The sequence below is a fragment of the Rhizobium sp. R86522 genome, from assembly GCF_042466255.1.
In the GTDB taxonomy this organism is placed as follows: Bacteria; Pseudomonadota; Alphaproteobacteria; order Rhizobiales; family Rhizobiaceae; genus Allorhizobium.
On sequence record NZ_JAXHBX010000001.1, the window covers coordinates 2,749,179 to 2,770,613 of the forward strand.

Genomic DNA, 21,435 nt, shown 5'->3' on the forward strand with positions numbered 1-21,435 from the left:
ACTTGTAAAGCGCCGAGGGTCCAGATACCCCATAAATTTTACCGTAAACCCCTGTTTGCGACCTTAGTCGTACGGCAGATTTAGAAGAAATCGACAAGGAGGAAGAGTGTGATCGCGACAGAGAGCTTTACCGGCAGGACGCTATCCGAAGAGCGCATGGAACTGGGAGAGGGCCCGACCTATGACCCGACGACTGGTGCGCTGTTCTGGTTCGACATCCTCGGCAAGACGCTGTGCGAGCTCGATGTTGCCGGCGGCCGTCTGAAGAGACACGCCCTGCCCTTCCTCGGCAGCGTGCTCGCTATCGTCGACGAGAAGCGGCAACTGATCGCCTCCGACCAGGGGCTCTTCCTGCGCGATGCTACAAGCGGCACCCTCTCGCCCTATGGAAAAATCGAGGACAAGCCGCAGAACCGCTCGAATGACGGCCGCGTGCATCCGAGCGGCGCCCTGTGGATCGGGACGATGAGCCGGACTGCCGAAACCGGCGCCGGCGCCATCTACCATGTCGCGGGAACGACCGTGACCAAGCTCTCTGACGCCGTCAGCATTCCGAACGGCATCTGCTTCTCGCCGGATGGCAGCGTCGGCTACTTCAACGATTCGAAGATCAACCACATGATGCGGGTCGAACTCGATGCAGCGACTGGCCTTCCCACTGGCGCTCCGACGGTGTTCATCGATCAGTCTCAGCGTCAGGGCGTCATAGACGGATCGGTCGTCGATCTCGAAGGCACGATCTGGAACGCCAACTGGGACGGCGGCGCGGTGGATCGCTATGCGCCCGACGGTCGGCATATCGCCCGCTACGCAGCCGCGATGCGCCGGCCGACCTGCCCGGCATTTTATGGCGCCAATCTCGATCGCCTCGCTGTGACCTCCTGCTGGGAGGGCCTGAGCGACGCAGAAAGGGCCGAAGACAGGCTTGCAGGCATGACCTTCGATCTCGGCGTGAGCGTCAAGGGCAAGTCAGAACCGAGGTTCAAACTCTGAGTAAAACGGATTGACGACGCGGGGCCAAAAGCGGCCCCGCAAACTGCTTTCTTTGCATTTTGTTCCTGCAACCCATTCAAAATATTCAGCACTTCGGCAACGGAACGATCAAGGCCGCCGGACATTTTCCTCTCGAACCGATGCCGCCCAGCACATCAGCTGAGGCAGCGTCAGTCCCAGACCATCTCAGAGGAAAGGTAGGTCCACCATGAACAAGTCTCTCAAGACCCTCGCCGCAGCCATGCTGCTCGGTTCCACCGCCATGGCCCCGTTTGCCGTCGCTCAGGACGCCACTCCGGGCGCAACGACCACGCCGCCGGCTGCTACGGACGGCACCACCACGATGCCGGCTCCGGCCACTCCGGATGCTTCGATGGACGGCTCGATGGCGACCACCGCTGACGCTGCTGGCTCGGCCACGTATCTGACGCAGCAGGCCGAGAACCAGATCTCGGTCAGCGACTTCATGGGCAAGTCGATCTACACCGCAGACAACCAGTCGATCGGTGACATCAACGATCTGCTCGTTGCCAAGGACGGTGGCGTAGTGGCTGCGGTTGTCGGCGTAGGTGGCTTCCTCGGCATCGGCGAAAAGGATGTCGCCATCCCGTTCGACAAGATCACCATCACCCGCGAAACCGCTTCCGGCGATGCCGCTGATGCAGCAGCCGATGGCGAGACCCAGGCCGAAGTCGTTGCCGAAGCGGAAGTCCGCCTGACAACCACGGAAACGGCTGAAAGCCTGCGCAACGCTCCGGAGTTCATGACTCTCGAAGATCAGGCCGATGCGAGTGATGCGACCGGCACAATGGCTCCGACCGACGGCACCACCACCTCGTCGACGGATAACTAATCCCGGAACGTGGGACGTGTTAAGGTCCTAAGGGGCGGCGCTTCGGCGCCGCCTTTTGCTATGCGCTAAAGCAGGCTGCAAAAGCGCAGGGCATCGTAGACGGCAGCGTGGATGTTGCGGCTTTCGACCGCATCCCCGATGCGTACAAGGTCGAAGCTGGCGGCCTCATCCTTGAGCGGCAGCGGCTTGCGTCTCGCGATCAGCGCGGCATAGTCGACAGCACCGCGATTGCGTGAAAGCGGCTTGAGTTCGAGATAGAGATCCGCATTGGCCATGGTGCCGTGCTCCACCACCACCTGCGCGACGCGCCGCTCCACCCTCACATCTGAAAAGTCGGAGCCGAGTGTCGCGAGCAGAGCATTACCATCGCGGCGGACGCCAACCAGCTTGGTGTTGATCGTGACGCGGACATTCTTTTCGGCAAAGGTCTTGGCATAGGGCACATGGTTCATGCCGCCCATCTCCGGCGCGAAAAGGCGTTCCGGCGAGACCACTTCGAGTTCGACGCCTGCATTGGCGATGACCTCTGCGGCACTCATGCCGGGATGCCCGCCATTGTCGTCGTAGAGCAGAACCGGCCCCTCGGGCTTCACGCTGCCGGCCAGGATGTCCCAGCTCGAGGTGACGAGATCATCGCCCGTCTCCAGTTCCGGCGACTGGGCGATGCCGCCGGTCGCGATGACCACCAGATCGGGATTGAAGGCGAGCACGTCGTCGGCACCGGCATAGGTGTCATAGTAGATGGTCACGCCGAGGCGTTCGAGTTCCGCCAGACGCCAGTCGATGATGCCGACCATTTCCTTGCGGCGCGGATTGCGGGTGAGCAGGTTCACCTGGCCGCCGGCGCGGCTCGATGCCTCCAGCACCTCGACATGGTGTCCGCGTTCGGCGAGCACGCGCGCGGCTTCGAGACCTGCCGGCCCTGCCCCCACCACAATGGCCTTGCGAGGTTTTTCTGACTTGGGCAGGTCGTGCGGGATCAGCGCCTCTCGGCTGGTGGCGGCATTGTGGATGCAAAGCGCCTCGCCGCCTTCATAGATGCGGTCCAGACAGTATGTCGCGCCGACGCAGGGGCGGATCTGGTGCTCGCGGCCCTCGATGATCTTTCTCACGATATGCGGATCGGCGATATGGGCGCGGGTCATGCCGACCATGTCGAGCTTGCCCTCGGCAATCGCATGGCGAGCCGTCGCGACATCGGCGATGCGCGCGGCGTGGAAGACCGGGAATTTAGTTGCCGCCCTGATATCACCGGCGAAATCGAGATGCGGGGAAGCCGCCATGCCCTGGATGGGGATCACGTTGTTCAGCGCCGCGTCGTGCTCGATGTGTCCCCTGATGATGTTGAGGAAGTCGATCTTGCCACCGGCGGCAAAACGCTTGGCGATCTCGACGCCCTCGTCGCGGCTCAAGCCCTTGTCCCAATCCTCATCGGCAACCATTCGGATGCCGACGATGAACTCAGGGCCGACGGCCTTTCTGACGGCTGATATCACCAGGTTGGAAAAGCGCATCCGGTTGTCGAGCGAGCCGCCGAATTCATCCTCGCGCCGGTTGGTGGCCGGTGACCAGAAGCTGTCCATCAGATGGCCGTAAGCCTCGAACTCGATGCCATCAAGGCCAGCTTCCTGCATTCGCGCGGCGGCTGTCGCATAGTCCTCGACGATGCGCTCAATGTCCCAATCCTCGATCTCCTTGGGGAAATGCCGGTGGGCGGGCTCACGGATCGGAGAGGGGCTAAGCACCGGCAGCCAGTCCCCCTTGTTCCAGTTGGTGCGGCGGCCGAGATGGGTGAGCTGGATCATCACGGCGCAGCCATGCTCGTGACAGTCGTCAGTCAGGCGCTTCAGATGCGGGACGATCTCGTCCTTCCAGGCCAAGAGATTGCCAAAGGCGGGCGGGCTGTCGCGGCTGACACTGGCCGAGCCCGCCGTCATCGTGAGCGCGATGCCGCCCTTGGCCTTTTCGACATGATAGAGCCGGTAGCGCTCGGTCGGCATGCCCCCTTCCGAATAGGCCGGCTCATGCGCCGTCGACATGATGCGGTTCTTCAGCGTCAGGTGCTTCAGCTGGAAGGGCTGGAGGAGGGGATCACGGTTCCCGGTCATTCGTCATGCGTTCCCGTTCAATACCAGGCGTCCGGCTTGGCGCGCTTTGTGCGATCCACATAGTCTAGAAGCGCCTCGTCGATGGCGACATCCAAAGGCGGCGCTTCATATTCGGCGAGCGTCTTTTTCCAGCGGGCATTGGCACGCGTCGCCATGTCGGTTGAACCGGCTTCCGACCACTTTTCGAAGGGCTCGTTGTCCGAGAGGGCCGAGTCCCAGAAGGCGGCCTGGTAGTTGCGCATGGTGTGGGCGGAGCCCAAGAAATGACTGCCCGGACCGACCTCTTCGAAGGCATCCATGGCAAGTGTGTTGTCGTCGACCACGACGCCGGCGAGGTATGAATGCAGCGCGCCGCAGAAGTCGGTGTCCATCACGAACTTCTCGTAGGACATGGCGAGCAGTCCATCGACGAAACCGGCCGAATGCAGGATGAAGTTTGCGCCACAATGCACTGCCGACATCATCGACATGACGCCCTCCTGCATGGCCTGGGCATCCGGCAGCTTGGAATTGGAGAAGTTTCCAGCACAGCGCAGCGGCAGTTTCAGTCGCCGGGCGAGCTGGCCGATGACCATGGAGCCGATCGCAGGTTCCGGCGTGCCGAAGGTCGGCGAACCCGAGCGCAGGGACATCGAGGAGAGGAAGTTGCCGAAGATGACGGGCGCGCCGCGGCGTTCCAGCTGGGTGAGCGCGCAGCCGGCCATGGTTTCGGCCAGCGACTGGGCAATGGCGCCGGCATTGGTGACCGGGCCCATGGCACCGCCCAGTATGAAGGGCACGATGACGGCCGCCTGATTGGCGCGGGCATAGGCGCGCAGCGCCCGCGTCATGGTACCGTCCCAGACGAGCGGCGAGTTGACGTTGACATTGCCGAGAATGATGCAGTTCCGGTCAACGAAATCAGCACCGAAGAGGATGCGGGCCATTTCGATCAATTCCTCGGCGCGCTCTTCTGCCGTCACCGAGCCCATGAACGGGCGGTCGGAGTATTTGATGTGGCTGTAGACCATGTCGAGGTGGCGCTTGTTGACGGGTACATCGACCGGTTCGCAGATCGTGCCGCCGGAATGGTGCAGCCAGGGCGAGGACTGGGCAAGCTTGATCAGATTGCGGAAGTCCTCGATCGTCCCGTAGCGGCGACCCTTGTCGAGGTCCATGACGAAGGGCGAGCCATAGGCCGGCGAGAAGACGACGGCATTGCCGCCGATCTCGACGTTGTTTGCGGGATTGCGCGCATGCTGGGTGAAGGTTGCCGGGGCCGAGCTCAGGATTTCACGCAGCATGCCCTTCGGGAACCGCACCCGTAGCCCATCCATCTCGGCGCCCGCCTTGCGCCAGAGTTCAAGCGCTGCCGGATCGTCACGGAACTCGATGCCGATCTCGGCGAGGATGCGATCGGCCACCGCTTCGATCCGCAGAAGGTTTTCTTCCGACAGGATGTCATAGGTCGGGATGTTGCGTCGGATGTACGGAACCACCAGAGGCGAGACCAAGGCTCCCCCTCGTCGAGCCGATCGCTGCCTGCGCGTGCCCGTGTTTTCCGCAAGTGCCTGGTCCATGACGCTTCCCCTCGTTTTATCGCAAGGTAGTTCAAGGCAAATTGGCTGTGACGCTGGAAAATTGCTGGAGATGCAATAAGCTCAACTTATGACAACATTTCGCAACCTTATCCCCTCTGCTAATGCCCTTGTGATTTTCGAAGCGGCCGGGCGACACGAGAACTTCACCCGGGCGGCGGAAGAACTCGGCATGTCGCAGGTGGCCGTGTCCTATGCCGTCCGTGGGCTTGAACAGCAGCTCGGGACGCAGCTGTTCGAGCGGCAGCATCGGGCAGCCCGCCTGACGGAGGTCGGCGAGCGGTTTCATGCCGACGTATCGGCCGGGCTCTCTCGGATCGGCCGGGCGGCGGAGGAAATCCGGATGAAGGGCCGTGAGGTGAATGTGACGCTTGCCGCCTCGACTGCCTTTGCTTCGATGTGGATGCTGCCGCGTCTTTCTGCCCTCAGGGACGACCTGCCCGATATCGATCTCAGAATCCAGACCAGCGTGCGGGATCTCGACCTCGACGAGGAGGATATCCCGCTCGGGGTGCGCGGTGGTAATCCGCAGGACTGGCCGCATTATCATTCAGCCGAACTGGCGCCGGAGATCGTCACCGCCGTGGCGAGCCCCGCCTTCGTCGAGGCGAACGGCTTGCCGGACAGTCCCGAAGCCATCGCCCGGCACCGGCTGATCTGGCTGGAGGAACCGGTGCGGCAGGCCTGTAGCTGGCCGGAATGGTTTGCCTCGGCCGGCATCGACTATCGGCCGACCGGGCGGCGGCTGGCGATCAACGATTATGTTCTGGTCATCCAGGCGGTACTCGCCGGCCAGGGCATTTCGCTTGGCTGGCGGCATCTGGTCGAGCGGCTGATCGAGCAAGGGCAACTCGTCGAAGTGGGTGGCCATGCGCTCCGGACCGGCCAGGCCTTCCATGTCGTCTGGCCGAGGTCACGAGACCTCAGTGCGGCGGCCACGCGGGTGCGCGACTGGTTGCTGAGACAGACCTGAGCGAGAAGAGGATCAGGCGGAGGCGCGGTCGACGAGCGCGAAGTCGTGGTGGTTCTCGGCGAGGTAGCGCAGGGTGGCGGCAGCATCGACCGGCTTGCCGAAATAATAGCCCTGCCCCATGCCACAGCCGAGTTCGCGGAGCTTCTGGGCTTCTGCTTCCGTCTCGATACCTTCGGCGACGACCTCGAGATCCAGGCCCTCGCACATGCTGACGATCGCCTTGATGATATGTTCGGACGTGCGGTCGGTGGTGATCGCCGAGACGAAGGCGCGGTCGATCTTCACCTTGTCGAAGGTGAATTCGCGCAGACGGCCAAGGCTCGACTGGCCCGTGCCGAAATCGTCGAGCGAAATGCGTATGCCGGCGTCCTTCAATTCCTTGATGATGCGCCGTGCCGTATCGGCCGAGGACATCACCGCCGTCTCGGTGATTTCCATCTCAAGGCGGCGCGGGTCAAAGCCGACGCTGTTCAGGATCGACAGCGTATTGAACGAGGTCCTAAGGTCCATCAGCTGGACCGAGGAGAGATTGAAGGACAGGAAGAGATCACGCGGCCAGGCGAGCGTCGCTTCGGCTGCCTTGCGCAAAAGCGTCTCGGACAGCGTGTCGATGAAACCGCGCTCTTCGGCGAGCGGCACGAAGACGGCAGGCGAGACGAAGCCGAGATCGGGATCGATCCAGCGGGCCAGCGCCTCGAAGCCGACGATGCGGTTGTCGCGCAGCCGCACGATCGGCTGGAAGTGGACGTCCACCGTATCGTTGATGATGGCATTGCGCAGCGCCTGTTCGAGCTGCGTCGCCTGTTTCATCTCCTGAGCGATCTCGCGGGAATAGACGGTGATCTGGCCACGGCCACGACGCTTGGAGCGGTAAAGCGCCGTCTCGGCACTCTTCATCAGCTCTTCGAAATCCTCGCCGGCAAAAGGATAGACGGCAAATCCGAGGGAGGCGGAGAGGCGCACATTGCGGTCACCGAGATCGTAAGGCGCGGACAGCACATCCTTGATCAACTGGCCGGCGCGCTCCGCACCAATGCGCTCGAAGACCAGCGGCAGGACGATGGCGAATTCGTCGCCATCGTGACGGGTCACCGTCGCACCGTCGGGCACGCAGGCCTTCAGGCGATGAGCGACCTGGCAGAGGATCTCGTCGCCTGCGGCCTGGCCGAACAGATCGTTGATCGGTTTGAAGCCGTCGAGATTGACGATGCCGACGGTGAAAGGGGCAGGGTCGGACGCGCGGTCGGCTGCAAGCTGGCGCACCTTGTCACCCAGCCGATGGCGATTGCCAAGGCCGGTCAAGCGGTCGCTGTAGCCTGTCGTCTTGTGGTCGCTCTGGCCCATGGGGTCAGAGACGATTCCGGCGGCACCCATTCATGCTTCCTGGTACGGTTCTTTCACACGTCCCAGAATGGGTCCAAAACATTAAAATTATCATATCGATGCATGTAAAGCGGCGGCCGCAGGCACCCCAAAAATCGGGTATCGGGTCAGGCTGTGGACGCCAGTCTTGCGATATCGGGAACGAGGCGACGAATGGCCTGATCAACGACATCAGGGCTTAGCGGCTTCAGGATGACATCGTTCATGCCCGATGCGAAGCAGGCTTCGCGGTCCCTGTCGAAGGCCTGGGCGAGAACACCGATGATCGGCGTCGGAAGCGATGTGTCCCCCGGGGACTGGCGGATGCGGCGGGCCGCCTCGAAGCCGTTCAGACCCGGCAGCGTCACATCCATGAGCACGATGGCCGGTTTGAGTTCAGAGCAGAGGTTTACCGCCGCTTCGCCGTCGGCGCAGATGCGATAGGCATAGCCCAGACCTTCGAGGATCTGCGAAAAGACGATCTGGTTGATCTCGTTGTCTTCGGCCACGAGCACGAGAGAGGGCTGGCGTGGTGGTGAGACCTTCACCGGAGCTGGCGTAGCCATCGTCTGCGGCGGGATTGCCGAGGGGAACTCCGGTGGTGCGGGACCGTCCTCAGTGGTGATTTCCCAGTCGTCCGCTGGAGATGGTCGCGCCTGCAAGGCGGTCATGCGATCGAGGACGGTAAAGGCCAGATCCGTGGCGATTTCGTTTTCCGCCAGCGTCAGATAATCGATATCGACGGCCTGAAGCAGCTCCAGGCACTGCATGTCGAGATCGACATCGACGATGGCAAGGTCGATGACCACACCCACCGAGCGGGCCACGGACAGAAAGGCATCGAGTTCTTCATCATTGCGCACACAGCAACTGTCGAGGCCGAGGAGTTGCAGGATCTCCAGCGCGCGCGCCTCAAATTCGCGATCGCCGGTGATGAGCAATGCCTTGCGGCCGTTCAACCGTCCGTCAAGCGCGGCGTATCCACCATCCTCATATTCGCGCGTCTCAGGCATTTCGGCCGGGTATGACTGCAGGTCAGCGCCACTGCCGACTTCGCCAAGGCTCGAGACAATCAGGTAGCGGCCGGGCGTCCCGACCCGCTGGACATGCAGGAGGATCGGCCGCGGTAGATCTCCGTAGAGACGCATGGGCAGGGTCAGCGAGGATGTGAGACCGGTTTCCAGCACTTGACGAGAAACCATTGCGAGGCGCGCGGCGACCTCTGCCTCGAACAAGGACGCGATCGTGCCGCCCAGCGCGTTGTCGGCGCCGACGGAGATAGCCGAGCAGAAGACCTTGTTGACCGCTACCAGCTGAAGGTTGCGGTCCTGAACGAAGACAGGATGGGCAAGATTGTCGAGGATTTCTTCGGTGAGCTGGACGCGCTCGATATCAGCGCGCCACTGTTCTTCCCGACGCTTCTGCTCGGTGATGTCGCTCATGACGCAGAAGCCGAAACCGGAGGGCAGACGACGCTTGGAGAACCGGGTCCAGCGCTTGCTGTCGTCGCAGGACTGAATTTCGTAGCGTTCCTTCCAGTGGGCGGCGATCTGGCGGGTCAGCCATTCCTCGCGACTGAGCACTGCCTCCGACTGGCCGCTCGCCGCCTGGCGCAGGCCGAGGTCATAGGCGGCGCCGAGAATGTCTCTCAGGCGCGTGCCGGGCTCGAAGAAAGAGGCGGGAAGCGGCAGGAACTGACGGGCGCTGCGGCTGGCAAAGATCAGATGATCGTTGCGATCATAGACAATGAAGGCGGAGGAGAAGGCCTCGGACACCGCATCCAACAGGGCAGCATCGAGCGCAGCTTCAGCCGACGGATTGTCGTGCCCCTGCCGTCTCTTGTCCTGGTCGGGGGCCGGTGGAAACTCGCTCACACTGCTGCCTCTTGGAACCTCGTTGCTGAACGCAACGAGACTTTTGTGGGGCTGATGCCATAACGGAGACATGCCGAACCATGCTTCTGGCGGGAACCCACACGAGAGACACCGCGGCTGTGTCCTCATTCCGCTGCCAGCGGACCTGCGCTCAGAGACATTGCAAGTCATTGTTCAGATTAGAGACATTCCGTTAAGGCCCGCTTAATGATGGACATCGTCCGCACGCACTTACGATTTCGTCTTTCGTCGCAGCCAAGAATCCGCGAAAATGGGTTCATGATCATCAAGCAGCTCTCCGAAACGCTCATCAACCAGATCGCCGCCGGCGAGGTCATCGAAAGACCGGCCAGTGCGGCGAAGGAATTGATCGAGAATGCGATTGACGCAGGCGCCACCCGGATCGAGGTGGCAACGGCTGGCGGCGGCAAGACGCTACTGCGCGTCATCGACAATGGCTGCGGCATGGGGCCTGAGGATCTTGCGCTTGCGATCCGGCGACACTGCACGTCGAAGCTCAACGAAACCTTGTTCGACATCCGCTCGCTCGGCTTCCGGGGCGAGGCCCTGCCCTCGATCGGCTCGGTCGCCAAGCTGACGATCACCAGCCGTCCGGCCGGCGCCGACAGCGGCGCCGAGATCGCCGTGGTCGGCGGCAAGGTGGGGGACGTGCGCCCGGCAGCCGCCAATCCCGGCACGACGGTCGAGGTGCGTGATCTGTTCTTCGCCACACCGGCGCGGCTGAAATTCATGAAGACGGAAAAGGCGGAAGCCGGCGCGATCACCGAGATCGTCAAGCGCATGGCGATTGCCTTTCCGGCGATCCGCTTCGTGCTCTCGGGAACGGACCGCTCGACACTCGAATTTCCCGGCACCGGCGACGATCATCTGGCGCGCATCGCCCAGATACTGGGTGCCGATTTCAAGGACAATGCGATCGAGCTCGATGCCGAGCGGGAGGATGTGCGGCTCACAGGCTTTGCCGGCGTGCCGACCTTCAATCGGGGCAATTCCGCCCATCAATATGCCTTCGTCAACGGCCGCCCCGTGCAGGACAAGCAGATCCTGTCGGCCATTCGCGGCGCCTATGCCGAGACGATCCCGCAGGGACGTTATCCGGTGGCGGTGCTCTCATTGACGCTGGACCCGGCGCTGGTCGACGTCAACGTGCATCCGGCGAAGTCGGATGTGCGTTTCCGTGACCCGGCCCTTGTGCGCGGCCTGATCGTCGGGGCCATCCGGCAATCCCTGCAGCGCGAAGGCGACCGGGCGGCAACAACGAGTGCCGGCGGCATGCTGCGCGCCTTCCGGCCCGGGTTCTCGCCGCAGCCGGCACAGGCGTGGTCTCCAGCCAGTTCCCCGTCTCGGCCTCTTTATGGCGGTGCGCCAAGCTATGGCGGCGGGCTTGCGGCTGCGGCCGCACCGGCTGCGCGCGGTTTTGGCGAGGCGGCGCAGGCAGCATTCGACAGCCTGTCCGTGCCGACCGCCCGCAGTGAACCGGTCGTGACCACCCCTGCCCCTACCAGCGCTTCTGTCGAGGCAATCTCGAACTATCCGCTGGGTGCAGCGCGGGCACAGGTGCATGCCAACTATATCGTCGCTCAGACGGAGGACGGTCTCGTGATCGTCGACCAGCATGCCGCTCATGAACGCCTGGTCTTCGAGCAGATGCGCAAGGCGTTGACGGGCCGACGGCTCCCCTCGCAGGGTCTGCTCATCCCTGAGATCGTCGACCTGCCGGAAGAAGACTGCGACCGGCTGATGACCCATGCGGAAAGCCTGGAACAGCTGGGGCTTGCAATCGAACGCTTCGGCCCGGGCGCAATCGCGGTGCGTGAGACACCGGCGATGCTCGGCGAAATGGACGCGACGCAGCTGGTGCGCGATCTCGCCGACGAAATCGCCGAATGGGATACGGCCGACCGGCTGTCGGCCAAGCTCGAACATGTCGCGGCGACCATGGCCTGCCATGGTTCGGTGCGATCAGGCCGGCGGCTTCGGGTCGAGGAAATGAACGCGCTTCTGCGCCAGATGGAGCAGACGCCGGGCTCCGGCCAGTGCAATCATGGACGACCCACCTATGTGGAACTCAAGCTCTCTGATATCGAACGGCTGTTCGGACGTAGCTGAGCCGCCGCAGATGGTGGGTTTTACGGCGAGCCATCTTTCAATCGCCCGGAGGGCGCTGTATTGCAGTTCCGTGACACGCGGCGCAGGAGAAGAGTGATGAACCGTTTCGAAGGCGGCGGAAACCGCGAGGCCAAGATCCGCTATCTCGATGCCGATTTCCAGATCCTGACACCGGGGACCTTCGTCACCTGCGCGATCACCGGACGGCCCGTGCTGGTCGATGAACTACGCTACTGGAGCGTCGTCCGGCAGGAGCCTTACGCGGATGCAGCAGCATCACTCGAAGCCGAGAAGCGCGCGGGCGCGCTGCCCAACCAGCGGCGCTGAGCCTCAGGCCTTCTTGCCGAGACGCCTGCGTCTGCAGGCTTCGATTGCCCGGTCGATGATCAGGTCCGGCGCCTTCGGGTCGTCGAAGAGCATGTCGACATCGACGACCCTCGATTTTTCCCGAAGCTCCTCCGAACGTCCATGACCGCCTGACAGGCGGACGCTGTCCTTGGCCGTCGTGACGAGTTGCAGGCCCTGTCTTTCGGCGCGAGCGATGAGATCCGATATCTCGTCCTCGGCGAGGTGATGGTGATCGGGGAAATCCTGACGATCGGCGATGACGGCGCCGAGCTCGCCCAAGGTCCGATAGAATTTGTTGGGGTCGGCGATGCCGGCATAGGCAAGCACGGATAAACCGACGAGGTCGCGGCCGGTGCTCGGCACGACATTGGCGACCAGGACCGGCTTGCCGCTGCGGGATGCCTTGCGGACGAACTGGTCGGCGGCGTCGCCCTTGCCGACCTTCAGGATCGCATCAAGGTGGCGCATCTGGATGCCGATCGGGGCACGCACAGGGCCCGACGGAACGACCCAGCCATTGCCGATGCCACGCTGGCTGTCGATGACAATCAGGGCGTAGTCGACCATGAGGCGCGCACTCTGGAAGCCGTCATCCATGATGATGATATCGGCACCCTCGGCTACCAGCTTCTCGGCCCCGGCAACCCGCCGGCGGGAAATGACCGTCAGCGCCTCGCGGGCGAGCAGCAAGGGCTCGTCACCAACGGCCGTCGAACGATGATGATGCGGGTCGACGACCGTCGTGACATCGAGAGAGCCACCGTAACCACGGCTGAGAAAACCGGGCTTCAGCCCACGCGCCTTCGCGGCCCTGGCGATCGCGATCGCGGTCGGCGTTTTGCCGGCGCCGCCGACGGTAAAGTTGCCCACGCAGATGACGGGGACGGATAAGACATGCCGGCGGCGATGGCGCATGACGGCACCGGAAATGCGGCCATAGGCGAAGGAGAGCGGATAGAGGCAGATTGCCTGCCAGCCGGTCTTTGTCCACCAGAAGGGCGGTGCCTCGGATACCATTCTTGTCCCTGTCGTGACCTCAGCGCCCCGCGGACGCCTCCTTACCGGCGGAACAAGAACCATTGCAACGCTTGATGGTCAAGCGCGAGCGTGCCGAAATGGCACGGCGTGTCTCAGGCAAAAAGCGCTTCGAGCCCCGAGATATCGCCCAAGATCATGTCAGAGTGAAGGGTCAGCGTTTCTCGCGAGCCGGTTCCTGAGAGGACACCGATCTTCAAGCCGGCACCGGCATTCAGCCCCATGTGCAGATCGTGATTGTTGTCGCCGACGACGGCGACTTCCGACGGGGCAAGACCCGTTGCCGCGCAAAAGCCGAGCACCATGCCGGCCTCCGGCTTCTTGCCGTGGCCGCTGTCATAACCGGCGATGTAGTCGACGAAGGGCATGATGCCGAACCGTTCGGCAGCAACCCGGATCGAGCGTTCGTTGTCGCTGGAGGCAATTCCCAGGCGAAGGCCCTTGCCATGCAGACGGGCGAAAAGCGGTTGAAGCTCGGTCACTGGCACGGAGAACTCTGCGGCCTTGGCGAAGCACGCGTCGATCTTCGGCACCAGAACGTCCAGCGCAATCGGCGAACCCGCCGCAATCATGCCTTCGGCGATCTCGACCGTATTGCCGGCCGCAAACAGGCTGTCCGGTACGATGTCGCCGGACACCGGATCCATGCCGCAAGCCAGAAGCAACGCATCGGCAAGTGCTTGATCACCATCCGCCGCCATCAGGGCCACTTCCCGGTTGACCGGTCCCCAGCTCGCGTCAAAATCGAGCAGCGTCCCGTCCTTGTCGAACAGGATGCCGGCAATCCGGGGTTTGTCGTTCATGAAAGAGGTCCTGAGGTGAGTGTCAGCTCTGGCCCGCAGCGCGCGGCTCGAGCTTGGCCTTGACGGAGAGAGGGCTGATATAGGGTTCGAGCCCCTTGAGGGTCGTCGTCAGCGCACCGCGCATTTCCTGCATGCTCTCGAGGCCGGCGTCGATCATCTTCGCGCGGGCGACTTCATTGTTGAGCAGGAAATGGACGGCCTTGGCCAGCATTTCGGCATCACGGACAATGCGGGCCGAGCCCTTGCGCACGAGGCGCTGGTAGCTTTCGCGGAAATTGCTGACCTGCGGGCCCGACAGCACGGCGCAGCCGAGCATGGCCGGCTCCAGCGGGTTCTGACCACCTTCGGCCGAAAGCGAACGGCCGACGAATGCGACCTCCGTCAGGCGCAGATAAAGCCCCATCTCGCCGATGGTGTCGCCGAGGAAGACATCGGTCTCGGGCGTGATGACATCGCCGCGCGTGCGGCGCGCGACCACCAGACCCTTTTCGACCAGCATGGCCTCGATTTCGTCGCAGCGATCGGGATGGCGCGGCACCAGAACGGTTAGCATGCCGGTATGGGCCTTGAGTGCCCGGTGGACCATGGAGGCGATCTTCTCTTCGCCCTCGAAGGTCGAGATCGCCGCCCAGGTCTTGCGGTCGCCGATCTGCTGACGATAGCGCTCCAGCACCTGCTCATCGCAGGGCGGCGCGTCGCTGTCGACCTTGATATTGCCCGACACGCTGACCGGCCAGGCGGCCAGATCACGGAAGCGTTCCGCATCGAGGTCGGACTGGGCAATCACCAGCGCCAGTTTGCCAAACAGTGTTTCGGCGATCGAGGGATGGCGCTTCCAGCGATCAAAGGACCGATCGGACATGCGGGCATTGACCAGGATCTGCGGGATATGACGCCGATGCAGTTCGGCAAGCGTCGTCGGCCAGATCTCGGATTCGACACCGATTGCAACATCTGGCTGCCAGTAGTCGAGGAAACGACGGATGCAGGGGAGAAGGTCGAGCGGCACATACTGGTGCAGGACCATGTCGCCGAGGCGGTTCTTTGCGACTTCCGCCGAGGTGACCGTGCCGGTGGTCAAGAGTACATGAATGTCACGACGGCGCAGCTCGCGCATCAGGGCGACGACGGCCGTCGTTTCACCGACGCTTGCGGCGTGGATCCAGACGAGCGGACCGGCGGGTCGGGCAAGGCTCGCATGGCCAAAGCGTTCGCTGCGGCGGGCGCGGTCTTCCTTGCCCTTGGCGGCACGATAGGCAAGCAGCGGGCGTGACAGCGGGTAGGCGGCGAGACCCAGCCAGCCATAGGACGTCAGAGCGAGGGATGCGAGACCGTCGCTCAGTGCCATCGATCAAACCTGCTCATCTTCATCGACAATGCCGTTCTTCCCGTTCAGGAGGCGTTGCTACGCAACAAGAGAGATGCAAGAAGACTGAGTTGAAACCGTGACCATCAGAGGTCGAATGCGGAGGCGGCGCGGTGGCCGCCGACCAGTCCTTACTTCTCTGAAGGATTGAGCAGCCGGTGCATGTGGACGATGAAGTAACGCATATGGGCGTTGTCGACCGTCTCCTGTGCCTTGGCCTTCCAGGCGACAAGCGCGCTGGCATAGTCCGGGAAAATGCCGACGATATCGAGCTTGGTCAGATCACGGAACTGCACCTGTTCAAGGTTTGACAATTCACCGCCAAAAACGAGATGGAGAAGCTGCTTGTTTTCGTTGGATTCCGTCATGTTTGCGGCCTTTTTCTCATTCCTAGTCTGTTGGGAACCATCTGCGCGATTTCGCCCCAAAGGTCAACTCCGGGGAATTCGGGAGATGTTCTTGAGCAAGGCTGGAAGTAGCTCTCGCGATGCTGCGCAGAGCACCGGATGCGTCACCTCTTGCCTGTTGTATACGAGCGCTTCGCCGTCGAGATCGGTGATCGCCCCGCCGGCACGCGCAAGGATCAGATCGGCAGCGGCAAGATCCCAGTCATGGCTGCTCTTCTTCACCAACGTCGCATCGATGCGGCCGTCGGCCACCAGCGCCAGCCGGTAGGCGAGCGAGGGTATGTGATCGACGCGCTCGATGCGGGGTCTGATCGCCGAACTGAAACTTGCCACCATGTCCTGCGCCGAGGCGAACTTCAGGCTGCCCTCGATGCCGGCCGTCGAGACCGAAATGTCCTGGCCGTTGCGGCGCGCGGGGCCCTCGATCGTTGCGGTAAACTCTTCGCCCAGCGACGGCGCGACCAGAATACCGGCGACGGGCGCTCCCTTGTGGACGACGGCCACCGAGACGCACCAGGTATTCTTGCCTGCGAGGAAAGCCCGGGTGCCATCGATCGGGTCGATGACGAAAAGCGTGTCGCAGGAGAGCCGTGCCGGATCGTCGTCCGTTTCTTCCGACAGCCAGCCGTAATTCGGCCGCGCCTGACGGAGGATCTCCTCCAGGATGCGGTTCGCGGCATAGTCGGCTGCGCTGACCGGGGAGCGACCCTCGTTCTTCCACCAGACCTCGGGCGACTGGCCGAAATGCGCCATTGCCACCTTGCCAGCCTCGCGGGCAGCGTCCGTGATCAGCGCAAGGTCCGCCTGCCAGTCGAAGTGCGGCATGGCCTCGGGCTTTAGATCAGGTTCCGGCAAGGGTCATGCCCTCGATGGCAAGTGTGGGAGCTGCGACACCGAACTTGCGGTCGATGTCATTGGCCACCGTGATCCGCATGAACATGTCCTTCAGGTTGGACGCGATCGTGATCTCGGAGACCGGATAGGTGAGTTCACCGTTTTCGATCCAGAAGCCACTCGCACCACGGCTATATTCGCCGGTGATCATATCGACGCCACTGCCGATCATATCGGTGATGTAGAGACCCGTGCCGACGCTGCGGATCAGTTCATCAGGCGAAATGTCGCCAGGCTCCAGGGCGAGATTGGTTGAAGACGGCGAGACCGAAGTGCCGCCGCGTACGCCACGGCCATTGGTCTTGAGGCCAAGCTCCCGAGCGGCAGACGAGGACAGGAACCAGTGTTTCAGCACACCGTCCTCGATCATCGTCAGCGGCTTGCCTGAGATGCCCTCACCATCGAAGGGGCGCGACGATGATCCGCGGACCTTCAGCGGATCATCGGTGATGTTGAGGCCAGCCTTCAAAACCTGCTGTCCCATCTTGTCGCGCAGGAAGGAGGTCTTGCGGGCGACCGACGCACCATTGATGGCGCCGGCGATCGTGCCCGCGAAGCCTCTGGCGACGCGCGGGTCGAAGACGACGGTGAGGTTGGAGGCAGTCGGCACCTGGCGCGGGTTCAGCCGCCGGATCGCGCGCTCGGCGGCGCGGCGACCGATTTCTTCCGGGCTGTGGAGATCGGCGAAATAGAGGCGGCTGTCGAAATCGTGGTCGCGCTCCATCTTGGTCCCCTCGCCGGCGATGACGCCAACCGAGCTGGAGAAGCGCGAACCGGCATAACTGCCGGAAAAGCCATGTGAGGTGACGAGCACGAGGCCACCCATGCCGGCCGAGGCTCCGGCGCCCAGAGAATTGCTGACGCCGCTGACCGAACGAGCCGCTTCTTCCATGGCGAGTGCGCTTTCGCGCAACTGGTCGCCAGAGACTTCCGTCTCATCAAAGAGCTGCAGGTCGGGAATGTCACGGGCGAGATCGCTCTCGTCGGCAAGACCGGCAAATGGATCTTCGGGCGAGACCTTGGCCATCGCGACGGCGCGTTCGGCGAGCGCCTTGAGGTCGAAGCCGGGATTGGCCGACACGCTTGCTACCTGGCGACCGATGAAGACGCGCAGCGAAAAGTCGTCACTCTCGGATGCTTCAGTCGACTCGACCTTGCCGAGCCGGACACTGACCCCCTTGGAACGAGAGCGCACGACGACCGCATCTGCCTTGTCGGCCCCTGCCTTGACGGCGAGGTCGACGAGTTGCTCGGCGCGTTCGAGGAGGTTGGCGGAATCGATTTGATTGGGCATAGGTTGGCCTTTCCTTCAAGCTCCATTTATTGTGCCTGTGAAGGGGCATCAAGGGTGGATCGGGCTTTTCCGTTCACGAGCCCGGCATAGGTCCATTTCAGGGTCAGCCAGATCCGGCAAAACGAGGAGAAAGAACTCTTGGCCAGCGCAACCGAAGCACTGTTCGCCCAACCCCTGCTTCTCCTTGGAGGGGCTGTCATTGCAGCCCCGATCTTCCGCAAGCTCGGGCTTGGAACCGTGCTCGGCTATCTCGCCGCCGGCGTGGTGATCGGCCCGGTCCTGCACCTGATCGGAGGCTCGGGAGAAATCCTGGCCGTCGCCGAACTCGGTGTGGTGCTGCTGCTCTTCATCATCGGGCTCGAACTGAAGCCCAGCCGATTGTGGCACATGCGACGCGACATTTTCGGGCTTGGGACCAGCCAGGTCGTGCTCACGGGCCTCCTGCTGACGGCGCTGGTCTATGCGGCAGGTCTGCTCGACTGGCGCGGCGCGTTGGTTGCCGGCTTCGGACTTGCGCTGTCGTCGACCGCCTTTGCGCTGCAATTGCTCGAAGACTATGGCGACATGAACAGCCGCTACGGACAGCGCTCCTTCTCCATCCTGCTCTTCCAGGACCTCGCCATCGTGCCACTGCTGGCCATGGTGACGGTCCTGAGCTCCCAGGGTGGCGAAGCGCAGCAATCCCCGCTGATCGAGATCGGGATCGCGGTTGGCGCGGTGATCGGCATGATCCTGGCCGGGCGCTACCTGCTCACCCCGATGTTCCAGATCATCGCGCGGACGGGTGCGCGCGAGGTGATGATCGCGGCAGCCCTCTTCGTCGTTCTCGGATCGGCCTATCTCATGCAGGTGGCTGGCCTTTCGATGGCCATGGGCGCCTTCCTCGCCGGCGTGATGCTGGCCGAGTCTTCCTATCGCCACGAGCTGGAGGCCGATATCGAGCCCTTCCGAGGACTGCTGCTGGCGCTCTTCTTCATCGCTGTCGGCCTGTCGATGGAGCTGCAGGTCATCGTTGACAATCTGGTCCTGATTGCCATTGCGGTACCGGTGCTGATGGCGGTGAAGGCGCTGGTGATCTACGCGATCTGCCGCGTCTCGGGCTCGTCGCGCAACGATGCGATCCGTATCGGCATGTTGTTGCCGCAAGGTGGCGAGTTCGGTTTCGTGCTCTTCACCACGGCTGCGGCCGCCGGCCTCTTTTCGGGCGCGCAGTCATCCCTGCTCATTTCCATCGTCACCCTGTCCATGGCCCTAACACCGTTGACGGCGCTGCTTGGCCAACGCCTGCTGGCGCGCGAAACGTCGGACAAGGAGGAGATGGACGAGGATTTCGAAGGCGCCGGATCGGATGTGCTGATGGTCGGCTTCTCCCGCTTTGGTCAGATCGCCGCGCAAATCCTGCTCGCGAGCGGGCGGGACGTGACCATTCTCGACGACAGTCCGGATCGGGTGCGCCAGGCGGCAACCTTCGGCTTCCGAATCTATTTCGGCGACGGCACGCGCTTGGACATGCTGCGGGCGGCCGGGATCGAAAAGGCGAAGATTGTCGCCGTTTGTACCCACAGGAAGGATATCACCGACAAGATCGTCGATCTCATCCGCTCCGAATATCCCGATGTGCGCCTTTTTGTACGGTCCTATGACCGCATCCACAGCCTGGAACTGCGGGCCCGAGACGTGGAATACGAGCTGCGTGAAACCTTCGAGTCCGGTCTGCTCTTCGGGCGCCGGACACTGCAAGGTCTCGGCGCCACGGAAGACGAGGCCTATGAGATCGGCGAGGACATCCGACGCCGCGACGAGGAGCGCTTAAGGCTTCAGGCGCAGGAAGGCATCCTCGCGGGCCGGGAACTCATGCACAAACGACCGGTCAAGCCGGAGCCGCTGATCAAGCCGAAGAAGCAGATCCACGCCGTCGAAGACGAAGAAAAGGCACCGGCTGCCTGATCCTCACCGGCGGACAAAATCCTCGATGCGGGCGGAAAGATCTCGCTTCAGCGGCTCCTTCATGCGGTCGCAGATTTCAAGGATCTGCCGGGCCTTGAAGAAATCGAGGACCTTGTAGCTGTTGACCTCCGGCCGGATATAGATGTCCGGCTGGCAGATCTTCATCTTCAGCGCTATATGCGACTGCATCATCAGCTGCGATGCCCCGAAGAGACTGTCGATACGGTTCGGCATCAGCGAACCATCGCCTTCCGGCGCGCCGATCACATCAATAGCGACCATGATGTCGACCTTGCCGACGAGGTGGTCGTAAGGCACCGGATTGAAGATGCCGCCGTCGATCATCAGGCGGCCACCGATAGTGACGGGAGCAAAGAGCGCGGGAATGGCGGCCGAGGCAGATAGCGCCTCGTGAAGATCGCCCTCGGTTCGGACCAGTTCGCACTGGCCGTAATAATCGGTGGCGATGACGGTCAGCGGTAGCCGCAGCTCCGCAAAGTTCTCGGGGATCTCAGGCGGCAGGAAGGCGCGCAAAAGCCGCGGCAGGTTGAACTGCCCGAGGCGGACGCCACCGAGCGCCCGAATGCTTGCCGGGCGCATGCCCCAGAAGCGGTTGAGCACAAGGCCCCTGTTGTCGGCAAGTTCGAGCGTATAGTCCCTGATGTCGCGGCCGCTCATGCCGGCGGCATAACCGGCGCCGAGGATTGCGCCCATGGAGGAGCCGGCGATCAGCGTTGGCTTAATGCCGAGTTCGTCGAAGACTTCGAGCACCGGGATATGGGCAAAGCCGCGCGCGCCCCCTGCCCCGAGTGCCAGACCGATGGTCGGGTCGGCCTTGACAGCTTCGGAGGGAATGGGCGTTTCGGCGACGAGATCCATGGGCTGAGCCTTTTTCCGCTGAGGGGATCAGGACTGCCTATAGGAAAAGAAGTACATTTTCGTGTCACCGAAGGTCCGCTCCTCGATGAAGGCGAAAACCGGGTCGACAGAAACCTGAACATCGGCGCGCTCTTCGAGGATGACGAGAGCATCTTTCGCCAGCCAACCGCCCAGATGGGCCGAAAGCAGCGCCTTCTCACCCTGCCCCTTGCCATAGGGTGGATCAGCAAAAACCAGTTCGAAGGGTTCGATGTTGTTGGATGGGCCGAGATCGGTGGCGTCGCGTCTCAACATGCGGGCGCGGCCATGCAGGCCGAACGCATCGATATTCTCCCAGAGCAGGCTGCGACCCTCGACGCTGTTTTCGACGAAAAGCGCCGACTTGCAGCCGCGCGACAGCGCCTCGATGCCGACAGCACCGGTGCCGGCAAAGAGATCGAGGATGCGGGTGCCATCGAGCACGCCCGGATGGGCATGCGCGAGGATGTTGAACAGGCTTTCCCGCGTCCGATCGACGGTCGGCCGGATGTCATTCGACTTCGGCGTGGCCAGGTTACGGCCACGAAACTCACCGCCGACGATGCGCATGACG

18 protein-coding genes are annotated in these 21,435 nt (G+C 62.7%); 6 read left to right on the forward strand and 12 right to left on the reverse strand.

Going from position 1 to position 21,435, the window contains the following annotated elements; translation table 11 throughout:
* The first annotated feature begins 156 nt into the window (after nucleotides 1-156).
* Both SJY08_RS13475 and SJY08_RS13480 read left to right on the forward strand, forming a co-directional pair.
* Entirely contained in the window at nucleotides 157-993 is an 837-nt protein-coding gene (locus tag SJY08_RS13475; protein WP_377278594.1) for an SMP-30/gluconolactonase/LRE family protein, read from the forward strand.
* Between the two features lie 208 nt (nucleotides 994-1,201).
* Entirely contained in the window at nucleotides 1,202-1,846 is a 645-nt protein-coding gene (locus tag SJY08_RS13480; protein WP_377276219.1) for a PRC-barrel domain-containing protein, read from the forward strand.
* A 65-nt stretch (nucleotides 1,847-1,911) separates the two neighbouring features.
* On the opposite strand, the gene SJY08_RS13485 is transcribed toward SJY08_RS13480, so the two are convergent.
* Both SJY08_RS13485 and SJY08_RS13490 read right to left on the reverse strand, forming a co-directional pair.
* The gene (locus SJY08_RS13485) at nucleotides 1,912-3,954 is read right to left on the reverse strand and encodes an FAD-dependent oxidoreductase (RefSeq protein WP_377276221.1); all 2,043 of its coding nucleotides are present in this window, start codon (nucleotides 3,952-3,954) and stop codon (nucleotides 1,912-1,914) included.
* Between the two features lie 17 nt (nucleotides 3,955-3,971).
* Nucleotides 3,972-5,513: a trimethylamine methyltransferase family protein gene (locus SJY08_RS13490; protein WP_377276223.1), complete on the reverse strand. Its 1,542-nt coding sequence runs from the start codon at nucleotides 5,511-5,513 to the stop codon at nucleotides 3,972-3,974.
* Nucleotides 5,514-5,601: 88 nt separating this feature from the next.
* Here SJY08_RS13490 and SJY08_RS13495 point away from each other — a divergent pair, with 88 nt between their 5' ends.
* Nucleotides 5,602-6,504 (forward strand): LysR substrate-binding domain-containing protein, encoded by a 903-nt coding sequence (locus SJY08_RS13495; RefSeq protein WP_377276225.1) that lies wholly within the window; start codon nucleotides 5,602-5,604, stop codon nucleotides 6,502-6,504.
* Between the two features lie 12 nt (nucleotides 6,505-6,516).
* Here the strand turns inward: SJY08_RS13495 and SJY08_RS13500 are convergent, their stop codons facing one another.
* On the reverse strand, nucleotides 6,517-7,878 hold the full coding sequence (locus SJY08_RS13500) for a bifunctional diguanylate cyclase/phosphodiesterase (protein WP_054148825.1): 1,362 nt from the start codon (nucleotides 7,876-7,878) through the stop codon (nucleotides 6,517-6,519).
* Nucleotides 7,879-7,994: 116 nt separating this feature from the next.
* On the reverse strand, nucleotides 7,995-9,740 hold the full coding sequence (locus tag SJY08_RS13505; RefSeq protein WP_377276227.1) for a response regulator: 1,746 nt from the start codon (nucleotides 9,738-9,740) through the stop codon (nucleotides 7,995-7,997).
* Between the two features lie 279 nt (nucleotides 9,741-10,019).
* Here SJY08_RS13505 and mutL point away from each other — a divergent pair, with 279 nt between their 5' ends.
* Both mutL and SJY08_RS13515 read left to right on the forward strand, forming a co-directional pair.
* Nucleotides 10,020-11,870 (forward strand): DNA mismatch repair endonuclease MutL, encoded by a 1,851-nt coding sequence (mutL, locus tag SJY08_RS13510; protein WP_377276229.1) that lies wholly within the window; start codon nucleotides 10,020-10,022, stop codon nucleotides 11,868-11,870.
* A 96-nt stretch (nucleotides 11,871-11,966) separates the two neighbouring features.
* Nucleotides 11,967-12,197, forward strand: a complete 231-nt coding sequence (locus tag SJY08_RS13515) for a DUF2093 domain-containing protein (protein WP_054148822.1) — start codon at nucleotides 11,967-11,969, stop codon at nucleotides 12,195-12,197.
* 3 nt (nucleotides 12,198-12,200) lie between these two features.
* Here the strand turns inward: SJY08_RS13515 and lpxK are convergent, their stop codons facing one another.
* The 6 genes from lpxK to SJY08_RS13545 all read right to left on the reverse strand — a co-directional run bounded on the left by lpxK (nucleotide 12,201) and on the right by SJY08_RS13545 (nucleotide 18,017).
* On the reverse strand, nucleotides 12,201-13,235 hold the full coding sequence (gene lpxK / locus SJY08_RS13520; RefSeq protein ID WP_377276232.1) for a tetraacyldisaccharide 4'-kinase: 1,035 nt from the start codon (nucleotides 13,233-13,235) through the stop codon (nucleotides 12,201-12,203).
* Nucleotides 13,236-13,348: 113 nt separating this feature from the next.
* The gene (locus tag SJY08_RS13525) at nucleotides 13,349-14,056 is read right to left on the reverse strand and encodes an HAD family hydrolase (protein ID WP_054148820.1); all 708 of its coding nucleotides are present in this window, start codon (nucleotides 14,054-14,056) and stop codon (nucleotides 13,349-13,351) included.
* Nucleotides 14,057-14,078: 22 nt separating this feature from the next.
* The gene (gene waaA / locus SJY08_RS13530; protein WP_203019926.1) at nucleotides 14,079-15,398 is read right to left on the reverse strand and encodes a lipid IV(A) 3-deoxy-D-manno-octulosonic acid transferase; all 1,320 of its coding nucleotides are present in this window, start codon (nucleotides 15,396-15,398) and stop codon (nucleotides 14,079-14,081) included.
* Between the two features lie 155 nt (nucleotides 15,399-15,553).
* Complete coding sequence (locus tag SJY08_RS13535) at nucleotides 15,554-15,790, reverse strand: DUF4170 domain-containing protein (protein ID WP_006726614.1); 237 nt, start codon at nucleotides 15,788-15,790, stop codon at nucleotides 15,554-15,556.
* A gap of 63 nt (nucleotides 15,791-15,853) precedes the next feature.
* Nucleotides 15,854-16,654 carry a 3'(2'),5'-bisphosphate nucleotidase CysQ gene (locus SJY08_RS13540; RefSeq protein WP_377278597.1) on the reverse strand — a complete coding sequence of 267 codons (801 nt, stop codon included), beginning with the start codon at nucleotides 16,652-16,654 and terminating at the stop codon, nucleotides 15,854-15,856.
* A gap of 16 nt (nucleotides 16,655-16,670) precedes the next feature.
* Complete coding sequence (locus tag SJY08_RS13545; RefSeq protein ID WP_377276235.1) at nucleotides 16,671-18,017, reverse strand: TldD/PmbA family protein; 1,347 nt, start codon at nucleotides 18,015-18,017, stop codon at nucleotides 16,671-16,673.
* Nucleotides 18,018-18,155: 138 nt separating this feature from the next.
* Here SJY08_RS13545 and SJY08_RS13550 point away from each other — a divergent pair, with 138 nt between their 5' ends.
* Entirely contained in the window at nucleotides 18,156-19,964 is a 1,809-nt protein-coding gene (locus tag SJY08_RS13550; protein ID WP_377276237.1) for a monovalent cation:proton antiporter-2 (CPA2) family protein, read from the forward strand.
* A 3-nt stretch (nucleotides 19,965-19,967) separates the two neighbouring features.
* Here the strand turns inward: SJY08_RS13550 and SJY08_RS13555 are convergent, their stop codons facing one another.
* Together SJY08_RS13555 and rsmD are read right to left on the reverse strand one after the other, a co-directional pair.
* The gene (locus SJY08_RS13555) at nucleotides 19,968-20,843 is read right to left on the reverse strand and encodes a patatin-like phospholipase family protein (protein WP_054148816.1); all 876 of its coding nucleotides are present in this window, start codon (nucleotides 20,841-20,843) and stop codon (nucleotides 19,968-19,970) included.
* Between the two features lie 27 nt (nucleotides 20,844-20,870).
* Nucleotides 20,871-21,431, reverse strand: coding sequence for a 16S rRNA (guanine(966)-N(2))-methyltransferase RsmD (gene rsmD / locus SJY08_RS13560; protein ID WP_377276239.1), 561 nt, complete (start codon nucleotides 21,429-21,431; stop codon nucleotides 20,871-20,873).
* Nucleotides 21,432-21,435 lie beyond the last annotated feature (4 nt).